Annotated in this window: 17 protein-coding genes; 4 read left to right on the top strand and 13 right to left on the bottom strand. The window is 30.0% G+C overall.

The genetic code is table 11. The features are described 5' to 3' along the window. Nucleotides 1–13 precede the first annotated feature (13 nt). A complete protein-coding gene (locus RYO54_RS16285; protein ID WP_315121121.1) occupies nt 14–898 on the bottom strand; it encodes a LysR family transcriptional regulator in 885 nt (294 codons plus the stop codon). A gap of 120 nt (nt 899–1018) precedes the next feature. Here RYO54_RS16285 and RYO54_RS16280 point away from each other — a divergent pair, with 120 nt between their 5' ends. Then, nucleotides 1019–2209, top strand: a complete 1191-nt coding sequence (locus RYO54_RS16280; protein WP_315121118.1) for a coenzyme F420-0:L-glutamate ligase — start codon at nt 1019–1021, stop codon at nt 2207–2209. A 151-nt stretch (nt 2210–2360) separates the two neighbouring features. Here RYO54_RS16280 and RYO54_RS16275 read toward each other — a convergent pair whose 3' ends face one another. The 4 genes from RYO54_RS16275 to RYO54_RS16260 form a co-directional block, all read right to left on the bottom strand. Continuing rightward, nucleotides 2361–3284 (bottom strand): HAMP domain-containing sensor histidine kinase, encoded by a 924-nt coding sequence (locus tag RYO54_RS16275; protein ID WP_315121116.1) that lies wholly within the window; start codon nt 3282–3284, stop codon nt 2361–2363. Between the two features lie 18 nt (nt 3285–3302). Continuing rightward, a complete protein-coding gene (locus RYO54_RS16270; RefSeq protein WP_315121113.1) occupies nt 3303–4073 on the bottom strand; it encodes an ABC transporter permease in 771 nt (256 codons plus the stop codon). Then, the gene (locus RYO54_RS16265) at nt 4066–4989 is read right to left on the bottom strand and encodes an ABC transporter ATP-binding protein (protein ID WP_315121112.1); all 924 of its coding nucleotides are present in this window, start codon (nt 4987–4989) and stop codon (nt 4066–4068) included. Before RYO54_RS16265 ends, RYO54_RS16270 begins: the two co-directional genes overlap by 8 nt. Nucleotides 4990–5071: 82 nt before the next feature. Further along, a complete protein-coding gene (locus RYO54_RS16260; protein WP_315121109.1) occupies nt 5072–5773 on the bottom strand; it encodes a response regulator transcription factor in 702 nt (233 codons plus the stop codon). Nucleotides 5774–5951: 178 nt separating this feature from the next. On the opposite strand from RYO54_RS16260, the gene RYO54_RS16255 reads away from it, so the two are divergent. After that, nucleotides 5952–6626, top strand: a complete 675-nt coding sequence (locus RYO54_RS16255; protein WP_315121107.1) for a uracil-DNA glycosylase — start codon at nt 5952–5954, stop codon at nt 6624–6626. 356 nt (nt 6627–6982) lie between these two features. After that, complete coding sequence (locus RYO54_RS16250) at nt 6983–9373, top strand: GxGYxYP domain-containing protein (protein WP_399549634.1); 2391 nt, start codon at nt 6983–6985, stop codon at nt 9371–9373. 275 nt (nt 9374–9648) lie between these two features. Here the strand turns inward: RYO54_RS16250 and RYO54_RS16245 are convergent, their stop codons facing one another. Then, nucleotides 9649–10266 carry a hypothetical protein gene (locus RYO54_RS16245; RefSeq protein ID WP_315121101.1) on the bottom strand — a complete coding sequence of 206 codons (618 nt, stop codon included), beginning with the start codon at nt 10264–10266 and terminating at the stop codon, nt 9649–9651. A 164-nt stretch (nt 10267–10430) separates the two neighbouring features. Between RYO54_RS16245 and RYO54_RS16240 the strand changes: the two genes are divergently transcribed. Beyond that, nucleotides 10431–10847 (top strand): HNH endonuclease, encoded by a 417-nt coding sequence (locus tag RYO54_RS16240; RefSeq protein WP_315121098.1) that lies wholly within the window; start codon nt 10431–10433, stop codon nt 10845–10847. A 123-nt stretch (nt 10848–10970) separates the two neighbouring features. Here the strand turns inward: RYO54_RS16240 and RYO54_RS16235 are convergent, their stop codons facing one another. The 7 genes from RYO54_RS16235 to RYO54_RS20220 form a co-directional block, all read right to left on the bottom strand. Continuing rightward, nucleotides 10971–11675 carry a hypothetical protein gene (locus RYO54_RS16235; protein WP_315121095.1) on the bottom strand — a complete coding sequence of 235 codons (705 nt, stop codon included), beginning with the start codon at nt 11673–11675 and terminating at the stop codon, nt 10971–10973. A 96-nt stretch (nt 11676–11771) separates the two neighbouring features. Next, nucleotides 11772–12203: a MarR family transcriptional regulator gene (locus tag RYO54_RS16230; RefSeq protein ID WP_315121093.1), complete on the bottom strand. Its 432-nt coding sequence runs from the start codon at nt 12201–12203 to the stop codon at nt 11772–11774. A 258-nt stretch (nt 12204–12461) separates the two neighbouring features. Further along, nucleotides 12462–13361: an HD domain-containing protein gene (locus RYO54_RS16225; RefSeq protein WP_315121091.1), complete on the bottom strand. Its 900-nt coding sequence runs from the start codon at nt 13359–13361 to the stop codon at nt 12462–12464. A gap of 183 nt (nt 13362–13544) precedes the next feature. Next, nucleotides 13545–14045, bottom strand: coding sequence for a GAF domain-containing protein (locus tag RYO54_RS16220; RefSeq protein ID WP_315121089.1), 501 nt, complete (start codon nt 14043–14045; stop codon nt 13545–13547). A gap of 166 nt (nt 14046–14211) precedes the next feature. Next, the gene (gene dhaL, locus RYO54_RS16215) at nt 14212–14847 is read right to left on the bottom strand and encodes a dihydroxyacetone kinase subunit DhaL (protein WP_315121086.1); all 636 of its coding nucleotides are present in this window, start codon (nt 14845–14847) and stop codon (nt 14212–14214) included. Between the two features lie 9 nt (nt 14848–14856). Next, the gene (gene dhaK, locus RYO54_RS16210) at nt 14857–15858 is read right to left on the bottom strand and encodes a dihydroxyacetone kinase subunit DhaK (protein WP_315121084.1); all 1002 of its coding nucleotides are present in this window, start codon (nt 15856–15858) and stop codon (nt 14857–14859) included. A 26-nt stretch (nt 15859–15884) separates the two neighbouring features. Then, a complete protein-coding gene (locus RYO54_RS20220; RefSeq protein ID WP_399549645.1) occupies nt 15885–16031 on the bottom strand; it encodes an RbsD/FucU domain-containing protein in 147 nt (48 codons plus the stop codon). Nucleotides 16032–16039: the final 8 nt, after the last annotated feature.

Genomic DNA, 16039 nt, shown 5'->3' with positions numbered 1-16039 from the left:
GATACGGTTTACCTTATCTCCCATCCAATATCTCCACAAATTTTTTTGAAGCGGGTGAAAGAGATACACTTTTCAAAAAGCAATATCCCATGCTTCTTTTGGGTATTTCCTCAATCATCTTTACCTCATGCAATATGCCTTTTTCTAAATACTCCTTAGAGAATTCTTTAACAACACAAGCTATACCTAAATTAATTTTTGCAAATTCTAATAGTAAATCGTGGGAGCCAAGTTCTATTTCCGGGGTAATTTTAACACCCTTTGATAGCATATATTTTTCTACATATTGTCTTGAATTTGATTTAGGATCAAGCAATATCAACGGAAAATTTATTATGTCCTTAAAGCTTAAAGGAGTTGATAGCTTATTTTTATAATCCTCTCCACAAACGAAAATATCCTGAACATCTGCGCATTTCCTTATCTCTAAAGAGGAGTCTTCAATAGGGAAATTGCAAATAGCAATATCAATTTCTCCTGACTTTAGTATAGGGCAAAGCTCTAAGGTTGTTTTGTTTATAATCTTTAATTTAATATTTGGATATTGGCTATGAAACTCTTCTAAATATGGCAATAAAAAATATCGTGAAATAGTATCTCCTACCCCTATTTTTAAATCACCCAACATTAAATTTTTTGATTCTAAAAGCTTTTTTTCTCCTGCACTAATTAAGTTTATGGCAGAACTTGCATATTCAAATAAAACTTTACCTTCATTAGTAAGTATTACTCCCTTAGGCGTTCTAATAAATAATCGTATCTCAAGTTCTCTTTCAAGTTGCATAATTGCTTGACTTACAGCGGGCTGTGTCATGTAAAGTGACTTTGCTGCTTTAGAAAAACTTTCACATTTACCTACTTCACAAAACACTCTATATAAATCTAACTTGTTTACCATATAAGCACCCCTTATATCTAACATTATATCTATTTATTTTACTTATACCATAAAAATGATGTATACTACAAGTATAAAATAAAACTTAATTCAAATTGAAATTAATTAAGGAGAGATAAAATGGAAAGAGTTGTTGGAACTGTAGTTAGAGGTCTACGTGCCCCAATTATCAATAAAGGAGACGATATTGCAAAAATAGTTGTAGATGCGGTATTGAAAGCTTCAGAAGTAGAAGGATTTTCAATTAATGATAAAGACATTGTTACTGTAACAGAATCTGTAGTTGCTCGTGCTCAAGGAAATTATGCAACTATTGACCAAATTGCAAAAGACGTAAATTCAAAATTTGGTGACGATACTATTGGAGTAATATTTCCTATTTTAAGCCGTAACCGTTTTGCAATTTGCCTTCGTGGTATAGCAAAAGGAGCTAAAAAAATTGTATTAATGCTTAGCTATCCATCAGATGAAGTAGGTAATCATTTAGTAGATATAGATTTACTTGATGAAAAAGGAATCAATCCTTGGACAGATTCTTTAACAGAAGAAGAATTTCGTGGCCATTTTGGACATAACAAACATACTTTTACTGGTGTTGATTATATTGATTATTATAAATCTTTAATTGAAGAGTACGGTGTTGACTGTGAAGTTATATTTTCAAACAATGCGAAAACCATTTTAAACTATACAAAATCTGTTCTTACTTGCGACATTCACACAAGACTTAGAACAAAAAGAATATTAAAAGCAAATGGTGCAGATAAAGTTTATAGCCTAGATGATATTCTTTCCTCATCTATAGATGGTAGTGGATATAACGAAAACTATGGCCTTTTAGGTTCAAATAAAGCAACCGAAGAAAGCGTTAAACTTTTCCCACGTAATTGTCAGCCTGTGGTTGATACTGTACAATCCATCCTTAAAGAAAAGACTGGAAAAACTGTAGAAGTTATGGTTTATGGAGATGGCGCATTCAAGGATCCAGTGGGTAAAATTTGGGAACTTGCTGACCCTGTTGTATCACCAGCTTATACATCAGGTCTTGAAGGTACTCCTAACGAAGTGAAGTTAAAATATCTTGCAGATAATAACTTTTCTGATTTAAGAGGAGAAGAACTTAAGAAAGCTATTTCAGAATATATCTCAAATAAAGAGTCAGACTTAATGGGTGCTATGGAATCACAGGGTACTACCCCTAGACAACTTACTGACCTTATAGGCTCTCTTTCCGACTTAACTTCAGGAAGTGGAGATAAGGGTACACCTATTATATATATACAAGGATATTTTGATAACTATACAAAATAATAAAATTGCAAAGCAATTTTATAGAATTAAAAGTTAAAAATTAAGAGTGAAGAGTACTGGATGAAATTCCTTCACTCTTCACTTTTCATTTTCAATTCTTAACTTAAAAATTTCATCCATAATTTTCAATTCTCAATTAAACAAATTACCTTCATGCCCCATACCTTATTTTCCATTTTACTATTATGCTAAGCTTATCCTCTAATAGTTCTGCAAAGATTTCGTGACCCATTTGTTCTACTAGTTCCTTAGTTATGGCAAGACCAATCCCTGTATTTTTTCCGCTTCTAGTACGATCCGCCGTGAAGAAACGATTAAACAAATGCTCTACATCCTCTTTCTTTAAATCTTTAGCATCATTTGTAAAAGTCATTATTATATAACTTTCCTGCTGCCTTAGAGATATATTTATAAATTCCTTACTATATTTAAGCATATTTTGTATCAAATTTGAAATTATGCGCCTCACTGCATTGTCATCAACAATAACTAAAGGAAAATTCTCCTCTAAATTCATACTAGGCTCTATTCCCTTATCTAAAAAATCATTATAAAATAAAGCTATTGTGTCACATAGTATATTATATAAATTCATGGATTTAAGAGAAAATTTATATTCTTTTCCCTCTAGCCTTGATAAATCATAGAAGCTATTTATTAAAACTTGTAGGGACTTAGTTCTCTTTTTTACTATATCTATATACTCCTTCTTTTCCTCCTCGCATAGGCTACTATCCTCCATAAGTTGGATATATCCCATTATCGATGTTAAAGGTGTTCTTAAATCATGGGATACATTTGCAATAGCTTGCCTAATTTCCAAATCCATTTTCTTATGTTCAACTTCCGCTTTCTGTTTTTCTTCTAAAGCTTTATTTATTTCTAAAGCTAGCTTTTCTGCTCCCTTATTAGAAGAGGATAATAATATTTTTGAGTTGGTTTTAACTTTATTAATTTCCTTCAATTGATTGGTTATATTCCTTACTTCTTTATATAGTAAAATATAAAGGGTGGCAAATATCCCCGCTATAATTATAAGAAAAACAATTATTAACCCTAACGTAACCCCTTGCATAAACACCGCTCACCCTCTTTATTTAATCTCCTTATTTTTAACATACATCATAGTTAAACCTATGAATACTATGGTATATATAATCCCTACTAAAGCTGCATAACTCAACTGAGAATTTGTTACTTCTACAAATACGGTTAAATCATCTCTAGTTAAATTTTTTAACTGAGTGGTAATGAGTATATTATAAATGTACTGAAATTTATCAGAAACAAACTTTGAAAGAAGTAAAATAATAATCCCCAAAATAGAAAATATTCCCGCATAAACAAAAGCAAACACGTTATTGTTTTTAATAACAAAAGCTAAGAATGTACATACTGATATAGCTCCAATCCAGAGTATGGTTGCCGCTGATAATCTCCTCATAAAATCCAATGCAATATTTAAGGTAAAACTTTGTCCGACACCAAATAAAATTGTACCACTTCCAAAGAACACAGTTAATATAATAACTGATGCTATTATAGAAAGAATTGTTGCCACTATAACTTTTGACATTATTAATTTATTTCTTGAAACTCCAAAGGCTGCTACATTTTTTAAAGTAAGATTCTTCTCTTCTTCTGCCGTAGCTATGTCAACCATAGGTAATACGAAGTATATTGCCGCTATAATTATAGCGTTAGCAAATTCAAATAACACAGTTAAGTTCATATTAGATGCAAACTTAGTTGTTTTAATAAAAATATTAATTATCAATGGAAAAATAGCCATAAAACCTGTATATACCCAAAAATATGCCCTATTAAAGTTTCTGTAAAGCTCTGCTTTTATATAATTAAGCATGATGAGCACCTCCAATCAAATTGATAAAATAATTCTCTAGATTTACACCAATTTGATTCATTGAAGAGAATACTACTCCATTACTTACAAGTGTCTCTGCTATTATTTCTGGAGTATCTATGTGCTCATATAATCTAATCTCATTATCGTTTAACACTTCATACTCATTGCAACCAAGTTCTTTTTCAATTACAACAATAGCTTTTTCAATATTTTTTACTTTAATTGATAAGGAACGCTTACATTTTTCTTGTAATTCTTTGGAGGATATTTGCTCTATAAGCTCTCCATTATTAATGAATCCATACATAGTTGCCATTTGAGAAAGTTCACCTAATATATGACTGGATATAATTATTGTAGTATTTCTTTCCTTATTGAGTTTTAATAAAATTTCTCTAAACTCTACAATTCCTGTAGGATCAAGGCCATTAATAGGCTCATCTAAAATTAGTAAATCTGGGGTTGCCATTAAAGCTAAAGCTAGTCCTAAACGCTGTTTCATACCTAGAGAAAGTTTTTTAAACTTCTTCTTCGAGACATCGTCAAGACCTACAATTCTAAGTACTTCATCTATACATTCTTTTTCTGCAATGCCCCTTTGTATTCTATAATATTCAAGATTCTTTTTTACAGATAAATAAGGATAAAAGCTTGGAGATTCAATTATACATCCTGTCCTCCTTCTAGATTTATTTAATCCACTCTGAGATGTTTCATTAAATAAATCAATTTCTCCCTTTGAGGGCATTGTAAGTCCACATATCATTCTAAGCAGAGTGGTTTTTCCTGCTCCATTTTTACCAACGAGACCATAAATCTCTCCTTGTTTTACATCTATATTCACATTATTTACGACTAGATGACTACCATACTTTTTAGTAATGTTTTTAGTCTTAAGTATTGTATCACACATCTAAATTCCCCTCCTTTTTCTTGCATAATCATATATTAAAATATAATCACCAAGATAACCTAAAGAAAAGGTTAAGAAAGTATTAAGTTTTATCACTAATTTTATACCCGATTCCCCATACAGTATGTATGTATTCTGTGTCAGGATCAATTTTAGCTAATTTTGAACGAATGTTACTTATGTGTACATTCACTGTATTATCATCACCAAGAAAATCCTCATTCCAAACGTGTTCAAACAAATTGGATTTTGTAAAAACCTTACTTGGATTAGCCATTAAAAGTTCTAATATAGTAAATTCTCTTGCCGTAAGGTAAATATACTGATTTTTAACTGTAACCCCTACAGTTTCACGGTTCAAAATCAAATCCTTATATACTAACATATTATTTTTCACATTTATATTAGAAAATACAGTATACCGCCTCAACTGGGCTTCAACCCTTGCTAAGACTTCATGAGTGTCAAAAGGCTTGGAAATAAAATCATCTGCACCAAGTTTTAGCACCTCTATTTTTATATCTTGTCCAGGCTTTGCTGAAATAACTATAATAGGCATGGTTTTATCCTTTCTTATTTCATAAATAAGATTCTCCCCTGTTAACCCAGGTAGCATTAAATCCAATAAAACCAATTGAAAATCCTGATGTTCAAGACACATTTTTGCTTCAGAACCTGAATAAGCACTCCTAACCTTATACCCTTCTTTAGCCAATATTTTACATAGCAGATTGTTTATATCTGCATCATCTTCCACAACCAATATATTTATATTATCATTCATATCAAATACCACCGTCTCATTTATATAATATTTATCAATTTTTCTATTACTAATGAAAATTAAGTTAATTATATCATGAAATTTTCATAGCGATACTTAATAAAAGCTTAAGTTATTTACTATAAAGTGATTTTATATATTCCCAGCTTTTATGGTATAATCTATTAGGGTGATTTGTATGCAAATATTAAAAAATGATTGGCAGAATTTATTAGAAGATGAATTTAACAAAGATTATTACTTAAAGCTTAGAAAATTTTTAATAAATGAATATAGAACAAAAACTATATATCCAGATATGTATGATATATTTAACGCTTTACACTATACACAGTACAAGGATGTAAAGGTAGTTATATTAGGGCAAGACCCATATCATGGTCCTAATCAGGCACATGGTTTGAGTTTTTCTGTAAAACCGGGTGTACCAGCTCCTCCTTCTCTTATGAATATCTATAAAGAACTTAATAGTGATTTAGGCTGTTTTATTCCTAATAATGGTTATTTAAAGAAATGGACTGGCCAGGGAGTTATGCTTCTTAATACTGTATTGACAGTTAGAGGAGGCCAGGCAAATTCTCATAAAGACATGGGTTGGGAACATTTTACTGATAAAGTAATTAGCTTATTAAATTATAGAGAAGATCCTATTGTTTTTATATTATGGGGAAATAATGCTCAATCTAAATTAAATATAATAAACAATAGCAAACATTACATAATAAAATCTACTCATCCAAGTCCATTATCTGCACACAGAGGTTTCTTGGGAAGTAAACCTTTTTCTAAAGCTAATAATTTTCTTACCTCAATAGGTAAGGAGCCTATAGACTGGCAAATTGAAAATATATAAATAACGCAAATTTTTTTATAGTAATATTTTAAGGCATGCAAATACATAAATTTGTATGTCTTTTGTTTTTATAAATTTCCAACGCTATCTATACTATAATTAATCCTTTCTTCATAATTTTTCACATCATGATTCACCTAGCCTTGTTTTCCATTAGAAACCAATTAGCAATTTGTATAAAAGCTCTATAAATAGCCCACATTATATTTATAGAACTTATTAAGTATAGTAAAAATTAAATATATTTATAATTTATATAAGGCAGGTGATTCTAATTGCATAAAAATTTAAAAGTACGCGTATCTATTTTCTTAATTCTATTAAGCATCTTTTGCTCTTTACCAATAAAAAATGGAATGGCACAGGTTTCTGCGGCACCCATAGATCCTAACAGTGTACATCTTGTTTTAGATTCAAGACATTATAAGGATATGCCAAAAAATTTCCGTACAACCTCTGATTTATCAAATGTAAAGAAAGATACAACTGTAAATCTTAGTGGATTAAACTCATTAAATATTTCTGGTAGTGACCAATTTTCAGGATACAATCTACCTCTTATGCTAGATAACATGGGAACTTCACTACCTATAACAGTTGTTGATTTAAGACAAGAATCCCATGGATTTATTAACGATATTCCTGTTAGTTGGGCTAATGCAAAGAATGATGCTAATATAGGTTTGACAAAGGATCAAGTTTTATTAGATGAAAATAAGAGACTAAATAGTATTAAATTAAATGAGCCTATTTCTTTTTATAATCATCCTAATATAACTATTACTCCAACAAAAGTTGAAGATGAAAATCAGCTTGTTACTTCTAAATCACTATCATATGTTCGTATTCCTGTTACTGATACTAAGTTACCTACGGATGATATGGTTGATTACTTTATCGAGGTAGTAAAATCTAAACCTGAAAATGCATGGTTCCATTTTCATTGTAAACATGGTATAGGAAGAACTACTACCTTCATGATTATGTATGATATGGTTAAAAACTCAAAAGAAGTTAGCGCTGATGATATTATAAAAAGACAACTTCTATTAGCAAACTTTGATAAAGATCGTAGTAAATCTTTTTTTAGTGGCAAAAGATATGACTTTTTACAAAGCTTCTATAAGTATAGTAAAGAAAATAGTGCTGATTTCAATGTTAAATGGAGTGATTGGAAAAAAACTCATACTAGTGATAGCAATGGTTTTTTTCCTATTGCTTCTATCCCTAAAAATACATCTAACTATATAAAGAACTCTAAAATTCCAACTCATTTATATGTAATTTCTCAAGATATAATGACTCCTAGTGAAAGAACGATGATAGCTACCCTTCAAGGGGTAGTTAATAGTCATTGTTCTTCTCAAATATACACACTTAATTCCTCTCAACCAGATTATCAAATATGGCTAGATGATTTAAAGGATAACTATGGAGTTTCATATGAAAACATTTCAAATCCATGGAAATTAGTAGATATGTTTAAAAATTATGTTGATGGATATGTACTTTATAGCAATAAATCACTAAAAGACCCTTCAATAAATAATGCATGTTCTCTTGCCTCATTGAATAACTCCATTGCAGTTGATGAATCCATTCAAGATAAAGTACAAGCCCACGGTATAACAAATATTAAAGGCGACTGTAGGAACACAGATAATAACTGGGCTTATGATAATTTATGGAATTCTGGATTAAACCATTCAATAATAATTCAGCTTTCTCCAGAGAAAGATACAGCCTTAAGAGACTATGGAATAATGTCTAAATCTCTAATGTTTTATGAGGATAGCATAACTGATACATCCCTTAGAGATAGAATATTTTCCTCCATGAAAGCTGATTCAATTTGCTTAGGGTGGGGACCAGATGAATTTATCAATGTAAGCACATCATCAAAATATGGTGTGAGCATGGTTGCTGCAGATTGGTCTTATAATTTAACTGTATTAAGTGCCTTTCCATCATTACCTATGACTCAAAAGGCATTATCAAATATTCCTGATAAAGAAAATGTTCATTATGTAACATTTATTATGTCTGATGGAGATAATCAACAATGGAACCTTGGAAGCAATTATAATTCCCCTAAATGGTATGGATCTCCTTATAGAGGTAAATTTAATTTTGGTTGGTCCTTAAGTCCATCCTTATATTATCTAGCTCCTACTGTTTTTAATTTATATTACAAAAGTGCAGCCCATGGATCTACTAATGATTATTTTGTAGTGTCACCTTCTGGAAATGGCTATATGTACCCAAGCAAATTTCCTAAAAATGCCCTAGGGTTATATATCCATAGATTAAATGATTATATGAAAAAAGCAGATCAAAAATATGTAACGATTATCGATGACTCCTCTTTTCATGATACTAATCTTTGGGCTAAGTTTACTATTGAGCCTAATATACAGGGACTATTTTATCTAGATTATCGTAGACACGACAACTATCACGGAGAGATCATTTGGTCTAATAATAAACCTTTAGTATCCTGTAGGGATTTACTTTGGAGTAATCTGGAGAGCGAAGAGGAGTTAGTGAGAAATATTAATCATAGAATTGACTCCGGCCAAACAGATATTTATAATTCTAATAGCTACACCTTTGTTTATGTTCATGCCTGGAGCAAAACCTTAAATGATATTGAAAAAGTTGTAAATAAGCTAAAGGAAAACCCTAAAGTGGAAATAGTCACCCCTAAAACATTTATGGAATTGATAAAGAAGAATGTTAAGCATTAATATCATTTAATTATAAAAAAGAAATCCCCTAATGGAATTTCTTAAAAGTACTCTTTCAATTTTCAATTGTTAATTCTTAATTAAACAACATGTAAAAAAGCACTCTACTATTATTAGAATGCTTTTTTGAAAGGGGACTATTATTAAATTTTTCTTGTTAGCAATGTTATGAAATTCCTTTTGATAAATTGGAATTTTCTTTTATATTTCGTGTCATTCATATTTTTGACTAACTTTATAAAATTTATTCACAAAAATAAAAAATCCCATAATTTTTAATGGGATTTTTCTAATTTACTTATTTCTTTACATAATATATCAAACATATTTTTATCATTTCTATCTAAGGCATCATTTATAAGTATATTTAAAGCATTTAAGTACACTTCATTCTTCTCATTTATCTTTAAAAAACTATTTGATGACTTGTTCAATTTATCCACCAATACTTTTTCTCTGTATATAGAATATAATGCACATAAATGTTCCATTATCTCTTCTCTAGTTAATACGAAAAATACTTTTTCTGTTTCTTTTATTGAACATACTTTAAAATAGTCTTCATTTAAAGAGGATATTATTATCTTTTGTTCCTCCCCTTTAGCAATAAATTCTTTGTAAATTTTATCTTCAGGAGAGTGCTCGCAGTTGTCAATACTTTTAAGAAAAGATAAATACCCCTCAAAACTATCTCTAGTTAAAGTAAAGTTATTAAATTTTCTTCCTTTTTTGAAACAAAGGTTATACAATTCTTCCCCTTTGAAATCATTTTTAACCACAAATAGTATATAGTCTAAGTATCTATTTAATGTTCTGTCTGGTGTAAATCTCACACCTAACTTAAATCTATTTCCCAAAGCATTATTAGGTAATACAAAATTATTAATTTCCACGATACTTTCTCCTTTTTTTCTTAAAATATAACAAATTTTATTATACATTAAAAAGTAATATATATGCTCTTTTGCGGAATATTAAAACAATTAAAACATTATCCAATTATATATTTTTCTTCAATATTGGGTTATAATATGCAATGAAAGGATAAGTGGTCTTTATGAACATATCTAACGCAGATAAACATTACATATATATGCGCGATGAATGTAAATGCTACTACTGTAAAAAAAAATTAAAATTTAACAAAATAACCTTTGATCACTATTTACCCAAAAGTGAAAAAGGAACAATTGATGTTTTCAATCTCGTTATCTGTTGTAAATTTTGCAATAAGCTAAAAGGAAATAGAACACCTGAAGATTACAAAGAAGTTATACTTCATCTTTTTTTAAAAGCTGTAGAAGATAATCATATAGTAGGTAGTGGTTTAAAAATCCCTCAAAAATTGCTTAAAGAAGAACTTTTAAAAGTAAATAAAATAGAGGATTTAACTGATCATTTCATATTTCAAAGCGATACTAATAGATTTTATATTAAAAATAATAAGGTATTTAAAATTATTAATATAAATTAACTTTTAACAGTTAACAATTATCTTTCTATTAATATAAAGTAATAGATTCGATAACAAATCGAATCCATTACTTAGGGTTGTCTATTTCTAATATAACAATGTAAATAGTTAAATAGGACTTAACTAACTTGTTATTTCCACGCCTGTGTTTATGCTTTTGCTTTCTTTAAAATAATTTTTGAACTGTTTATATCCAATCAATACAATCCATACATAGGCTAAAGTTTTTGGTATCATTAACATTCCAATCAATTTATTTATATTAGCCAAAAGTACAACAGGAATATACATAGCAAAGGATAAAAATACAGCTAAGGCCATGTGTTTATAGTCTTTGTCCTTATTTTTATCAGCTTCCCTATAGATAATGTAAATCATTATTATTCCCATAATTGTGAAAGGTATATTTCTATAAATACCCCAACTTACAGACGGATAATAATTTAACCATTGATTTTGAGGAAAAAGGCATATAGCTATTCTAATAAAAGCAAGTCCATAAATACAATTATCTAGAATCTTAGAATTTTTTATATTAAATCTTAATACCCAAATTTTATATAGAATAACATAAAAAATAGTCATTGTAATAGAAGTTATAAATTTACCAAAACCTAAAGCGGCGGCATTTGCTTCCAAACCAGTAGTCAATAAGGCATATATCCTTGGTATAAGGTGAAAAGAGTCCCCTAGTCCTAATACAAATGACATGTAGCCGAATAATTTGAAATACTTATTGTCCCCACTCTTTTTTATCATAATAATTCCAAGAGAAATTACCGTTGTTAGATATACGACATGAAAAATTGGTTCAATTATAGCTTGCATGAATATCCCTCCTAATATAGTATAATTTGCATGCGAACTATTTTCTATTATTTAAACCGTAGCATACTTATAATGCTACGATTTTTTCCTTATAAATTATCTATTAATCTTTGACGAAATATTTCTCAACACCTTTACAAATTCTCTTAACTCTTCTTCACTACAATCTTTGAATATATTATCAAAGCTTTCCTGTATAGTTTCTTTAAAACTCTTAGCAAATTCCATTCCCTCTTTAGAAAATCTCACATAGGTATTTCTTCTGTCATCAGCATACTTTATCTTTTCTAAATATCCATACTGCTCTAATCTTGTAACGATGCCAGAGACTGTCCCCTTAACTAATGACATTTCACAACAAAGATCAGAAATAGTCATTTCTTTATTATGAGCTATAAGCTTGATTACCATAATCTGCTGATGAGTAAGGCCACTATTTTTTAAATTTTCGTCCACTACATACATAGATTTAGAATATATTTCTTTTATTAACATAGCTATTCTAAAGCTATCAAAATTTGAGTTCATAAAATCACCTCGAGCGTAATATAAGAATAATTCTAACCCATGTATATATGTTAGTCAATTCATAAAGGAAAAAGCATTAATATAGTTCGCATACAAACTATATTAATATACAAAATAATTAAAGTCAATATTAAATTAGTATTTTTTCTTTTTACTCCACCTTCTATTACATTACTTATTTGGAAATACAAATATTAGAGGGAATTTCGTAATGAAATTCCCTCACTCTCTACTCTTAATTATCAAATTTTAATTAAACTAAATATAAAGCTTTCCATCAATTCTTCTATCATAATTAGACCAAGTTCCAGGTTCTAATCCTTCTTTAATTTGGGATATTTTATTGAAGGTTGCGTCTACATAATCTGCATAATGCACTATATGAGATTCTTCCATACTAGGTTTCTTTGGGGAACCAAATTCTAGCTTTCCATGATGCTGAACAATGCAGCCTTTAATTCTTTCCCTAAAATCTTCACTATACATTCCTGGATCAGCTTTAAATGCTTCCTCTAGCATAGTTATCCCTATAACTATATGTCCTTCCATTTCTCCTCTTAAAGTGTAGGAAAATGGTCCATCAAAATTATACTCATATATCTTGCCTATATCATGAAGCTTAGCTCCTAAAATCGCTATTTCTTTATTTCTACAATTATATCTATAGGAAAATACCTTAGATAAATACATTACATTTAAAGTGTGTTCTGCTAAACCTCCTAAGTAATTATGATGCATACTCACTCCGCCTATACCTTTTTTAAATCTTTCTAAAAAACTTTTATCATTAAAAAAATAATCATTTAAAGCTTTCACATCTTCTCTTTTAAATTCTTCCTCTGATATTTTATTTATCTCATTCATTATATCTTCTACAGGAATTTTTACTGTGGGTAGATATTCTTCTATTAGGAAATATTCTACCTTTTTAAAGCTAACTATATTTAGTAAGGTATCCATCGAAGCCTCACATTGTATTACATCTCCAACATTAAGATGATCCTCTTTATCAGGTATTATAGCCTTGATATCCCCGCTATTATCTCCTATATATGCAATGGTGTTATTTTCATTATCTTTATATAATTTTTTCATAATCATAAAACTGGTATTTACTTTATCTCCGCTCTTTATATCATTAGCAAATAAATTTTTCATAACTCTCTCTCCTTCGTTAAAAACTACATAATTATTATGTTCTACTCTATAAAAAAATATTAAAATAAAAAAGGACTTTGGCTTCCCAAAATCCTTTTTTCTACTTTTCCATCCCAACTATCAGTTTTCAATTATCCACTCTCAACTACCAATTATTAAATCAATTATACATTCCGAATTAAATTAATTAATTAACTCCCAATCAATATATTTATTTAGTATATCCATACATTGAACTAAGTATTTTTCCTCAACTTCCGTAAACCTTCCAACTATTGGACTATCAATATCTAGTACACCATATACTTCATTATTTTTTACTATAGGCAATACTATTTCTGAGTTTGATGCTGAATCGCAAGCTATGTGCCCTTCAAATTTATGTACATCCTCTATTCTCATAATAGTTTTGCTACTTACAGCGGTGCCACAGACTCCTTTTCCTACCTTTATTCTAGTGCAAGCAGGCATTCCTTGGAAAGGTCCTAAAACTAATTCCCCATCTTTAATTATATAAAATCCTACCCAATTTATTCTATCCATTAGAGCATTAATCAAAGCAGATGCATTAGCTAAATTTGTTATTACATCTTTTTCATCCTTTATTAATCCTTCTAACATGGTAACCATGCTTTCATACTTTTCTTCTTCACTTAAACCATCGAATACTATTATATCAAACACAACTTAACCCTCCAAACTTAATTTCAATTAATAGTTAATACTGAGTAATTTATACTTATTAAAAATATTCATATGTCTTTTTTATAGTACTATATTATCTCAAATTAAATTAAAAAGGAACCATTATGGTTCCTCTTTAGCATTCCAATATATTATTTTGTCATCATTACTCTTTAAAATACAAATATATCCCTTTGAATAAAAGCATTGCTGCAGTGGCACCTGGGTCTTGCTTTCCTATAGATTCTTCTCCGTAATAAGCTGCTCTTCCAAACTTTGATTTCATATCTTTTGTCATAATAACACCTATCTCTGCAGCATCGTAAGCATTCTCGAAGGCTTCCTTAAAGCATAACTGCTTTTCATAGGATTTTTTTAAGCTCTCAACTGCTGGATAAATAGAATCTAATATAGTCTTATCTCCTACTTCTGCTTTCCCTCTCATTTTTATACCATCAATTGCTGCATACCCAAAATCCACCATATCTTTTAAGCTAATTTTTTCTAAACCCTTAATGGCTTTTCCACCTTTCATCATAGCAGTAGCCATTAATGTACCCATAGTTGATGGAACAGTATTTCCCATAACCATTCCCATCTTTCCTATAAATGCTCCTATGTCTTTACCTTCTACCTTATCCATTTCTTCAACTATAGCTCTAAATCCTTCACTCATTGTAAGCCCTAGATCTCCATCTCCCATTGCACTATCTAACTCTATTAAATAGTCTTTAGATTCATCCATAACTTCACTTATCTTATTTAATATTTCTTTTACTTGAATTATATTTATACTTTCCATAATACTCTCCTATACCTGTTGAAAGAAAGGTGTATCTGCTTGCTTGTCCAACAACATCTTTAATTCCTCATCTAATTTCATTAAAGTTATGGACATTCCTCCCATTTCCATAGAAGTTGCATATTCTCCAATGTATGGTCTGTATATTTTTATTCCTTTTTCTTTTAAAATAGTATTTGCTTTTCTATATACTATATATAATTCTTCCTTTGGTGTTGAGCCTAATCCGTTTATGAGTATGGATACTTCATCTCCACTTTCATATGGTAAATCTTCTAATATTCTATTTATCAATTCTTCTGTTATTTCATCAGCTGTCTTTAATTTTTCTCTTTTAATTCCTGGTTCCCCGTGTATACCCATACCTATTTCCATTTCATCTTCCCCTATGGTAAAGGTTGGCTTACCTGCTGATGGTATAGTGCATGGTGAAAGGGCCATTCCCATTGTTCTAGTTCCATTTAGAGCTCTCTCTGTAATTTCTTTTACTTCATCTAAGGATTTTCCTTCCTCTGCTGCTGCACCTGCTATTTTATAGGCATAAAATAGTCCAGCAACTCCTCTTCTTTTACTTTCATTTCCTTTTGGTGCTGACGCCACGTCATCTGCTACCAATACAGTTTCTACCCTAATATCCTCAAGGTCACTCATCTCTGCAGCCATATCAAAGTTCATAACATCTCCACCGTAATTACCGTAAATGTATAAAACCCCTGCTCCTCCATCTATATCCTTTGTTACATTAAGCATAGTATTTGCACTTGGAGATGCAAATACATTTCCAACTGCACAGCCATCTATCATTCCCTTTCCTATGTATCCTAAGAATACTGGTAAGTGCCCAGATCCTCCTCCCGTAGCTATAGCAACTTTTCCTTTTACTGGCGCATCGAATCGAACAAGAGCTCTTTTATCTCCATTCCCAGTTCTTAAATCTTTACTGTGAGCAGCAAGTATTCCTTCTAGCATTTCATTGACAAAATTATCTGGGTTATTTATTATTTTTTTCATACTAAAACCTCCAGAACATTTATTTTTTAATATGGCACTCCCGCAATCAACATTATGTTTGAATAAGGAGTGTAGTCTCCAGTTTTTATAACTACCTTTACATTTTTAGCTCTTTCTTTAAATTCAACATGGGATATTAATTCTTTTTCAATCCCTTGAAAATAACTTGTCATTTCTTCAT

It is taken from the genome of uncultured Clostridium sp., assembly GCF_963515715.1.
Lineage (GTDB): Bacteria > Bacillota > Clostridia > Clostridiales > Clostridiaceae > Clostridium_AW.
Note: the sequence above shows the minus strand (reverse complement) of the source record. Positions and strands in the feature narration are given on the sequence as shown.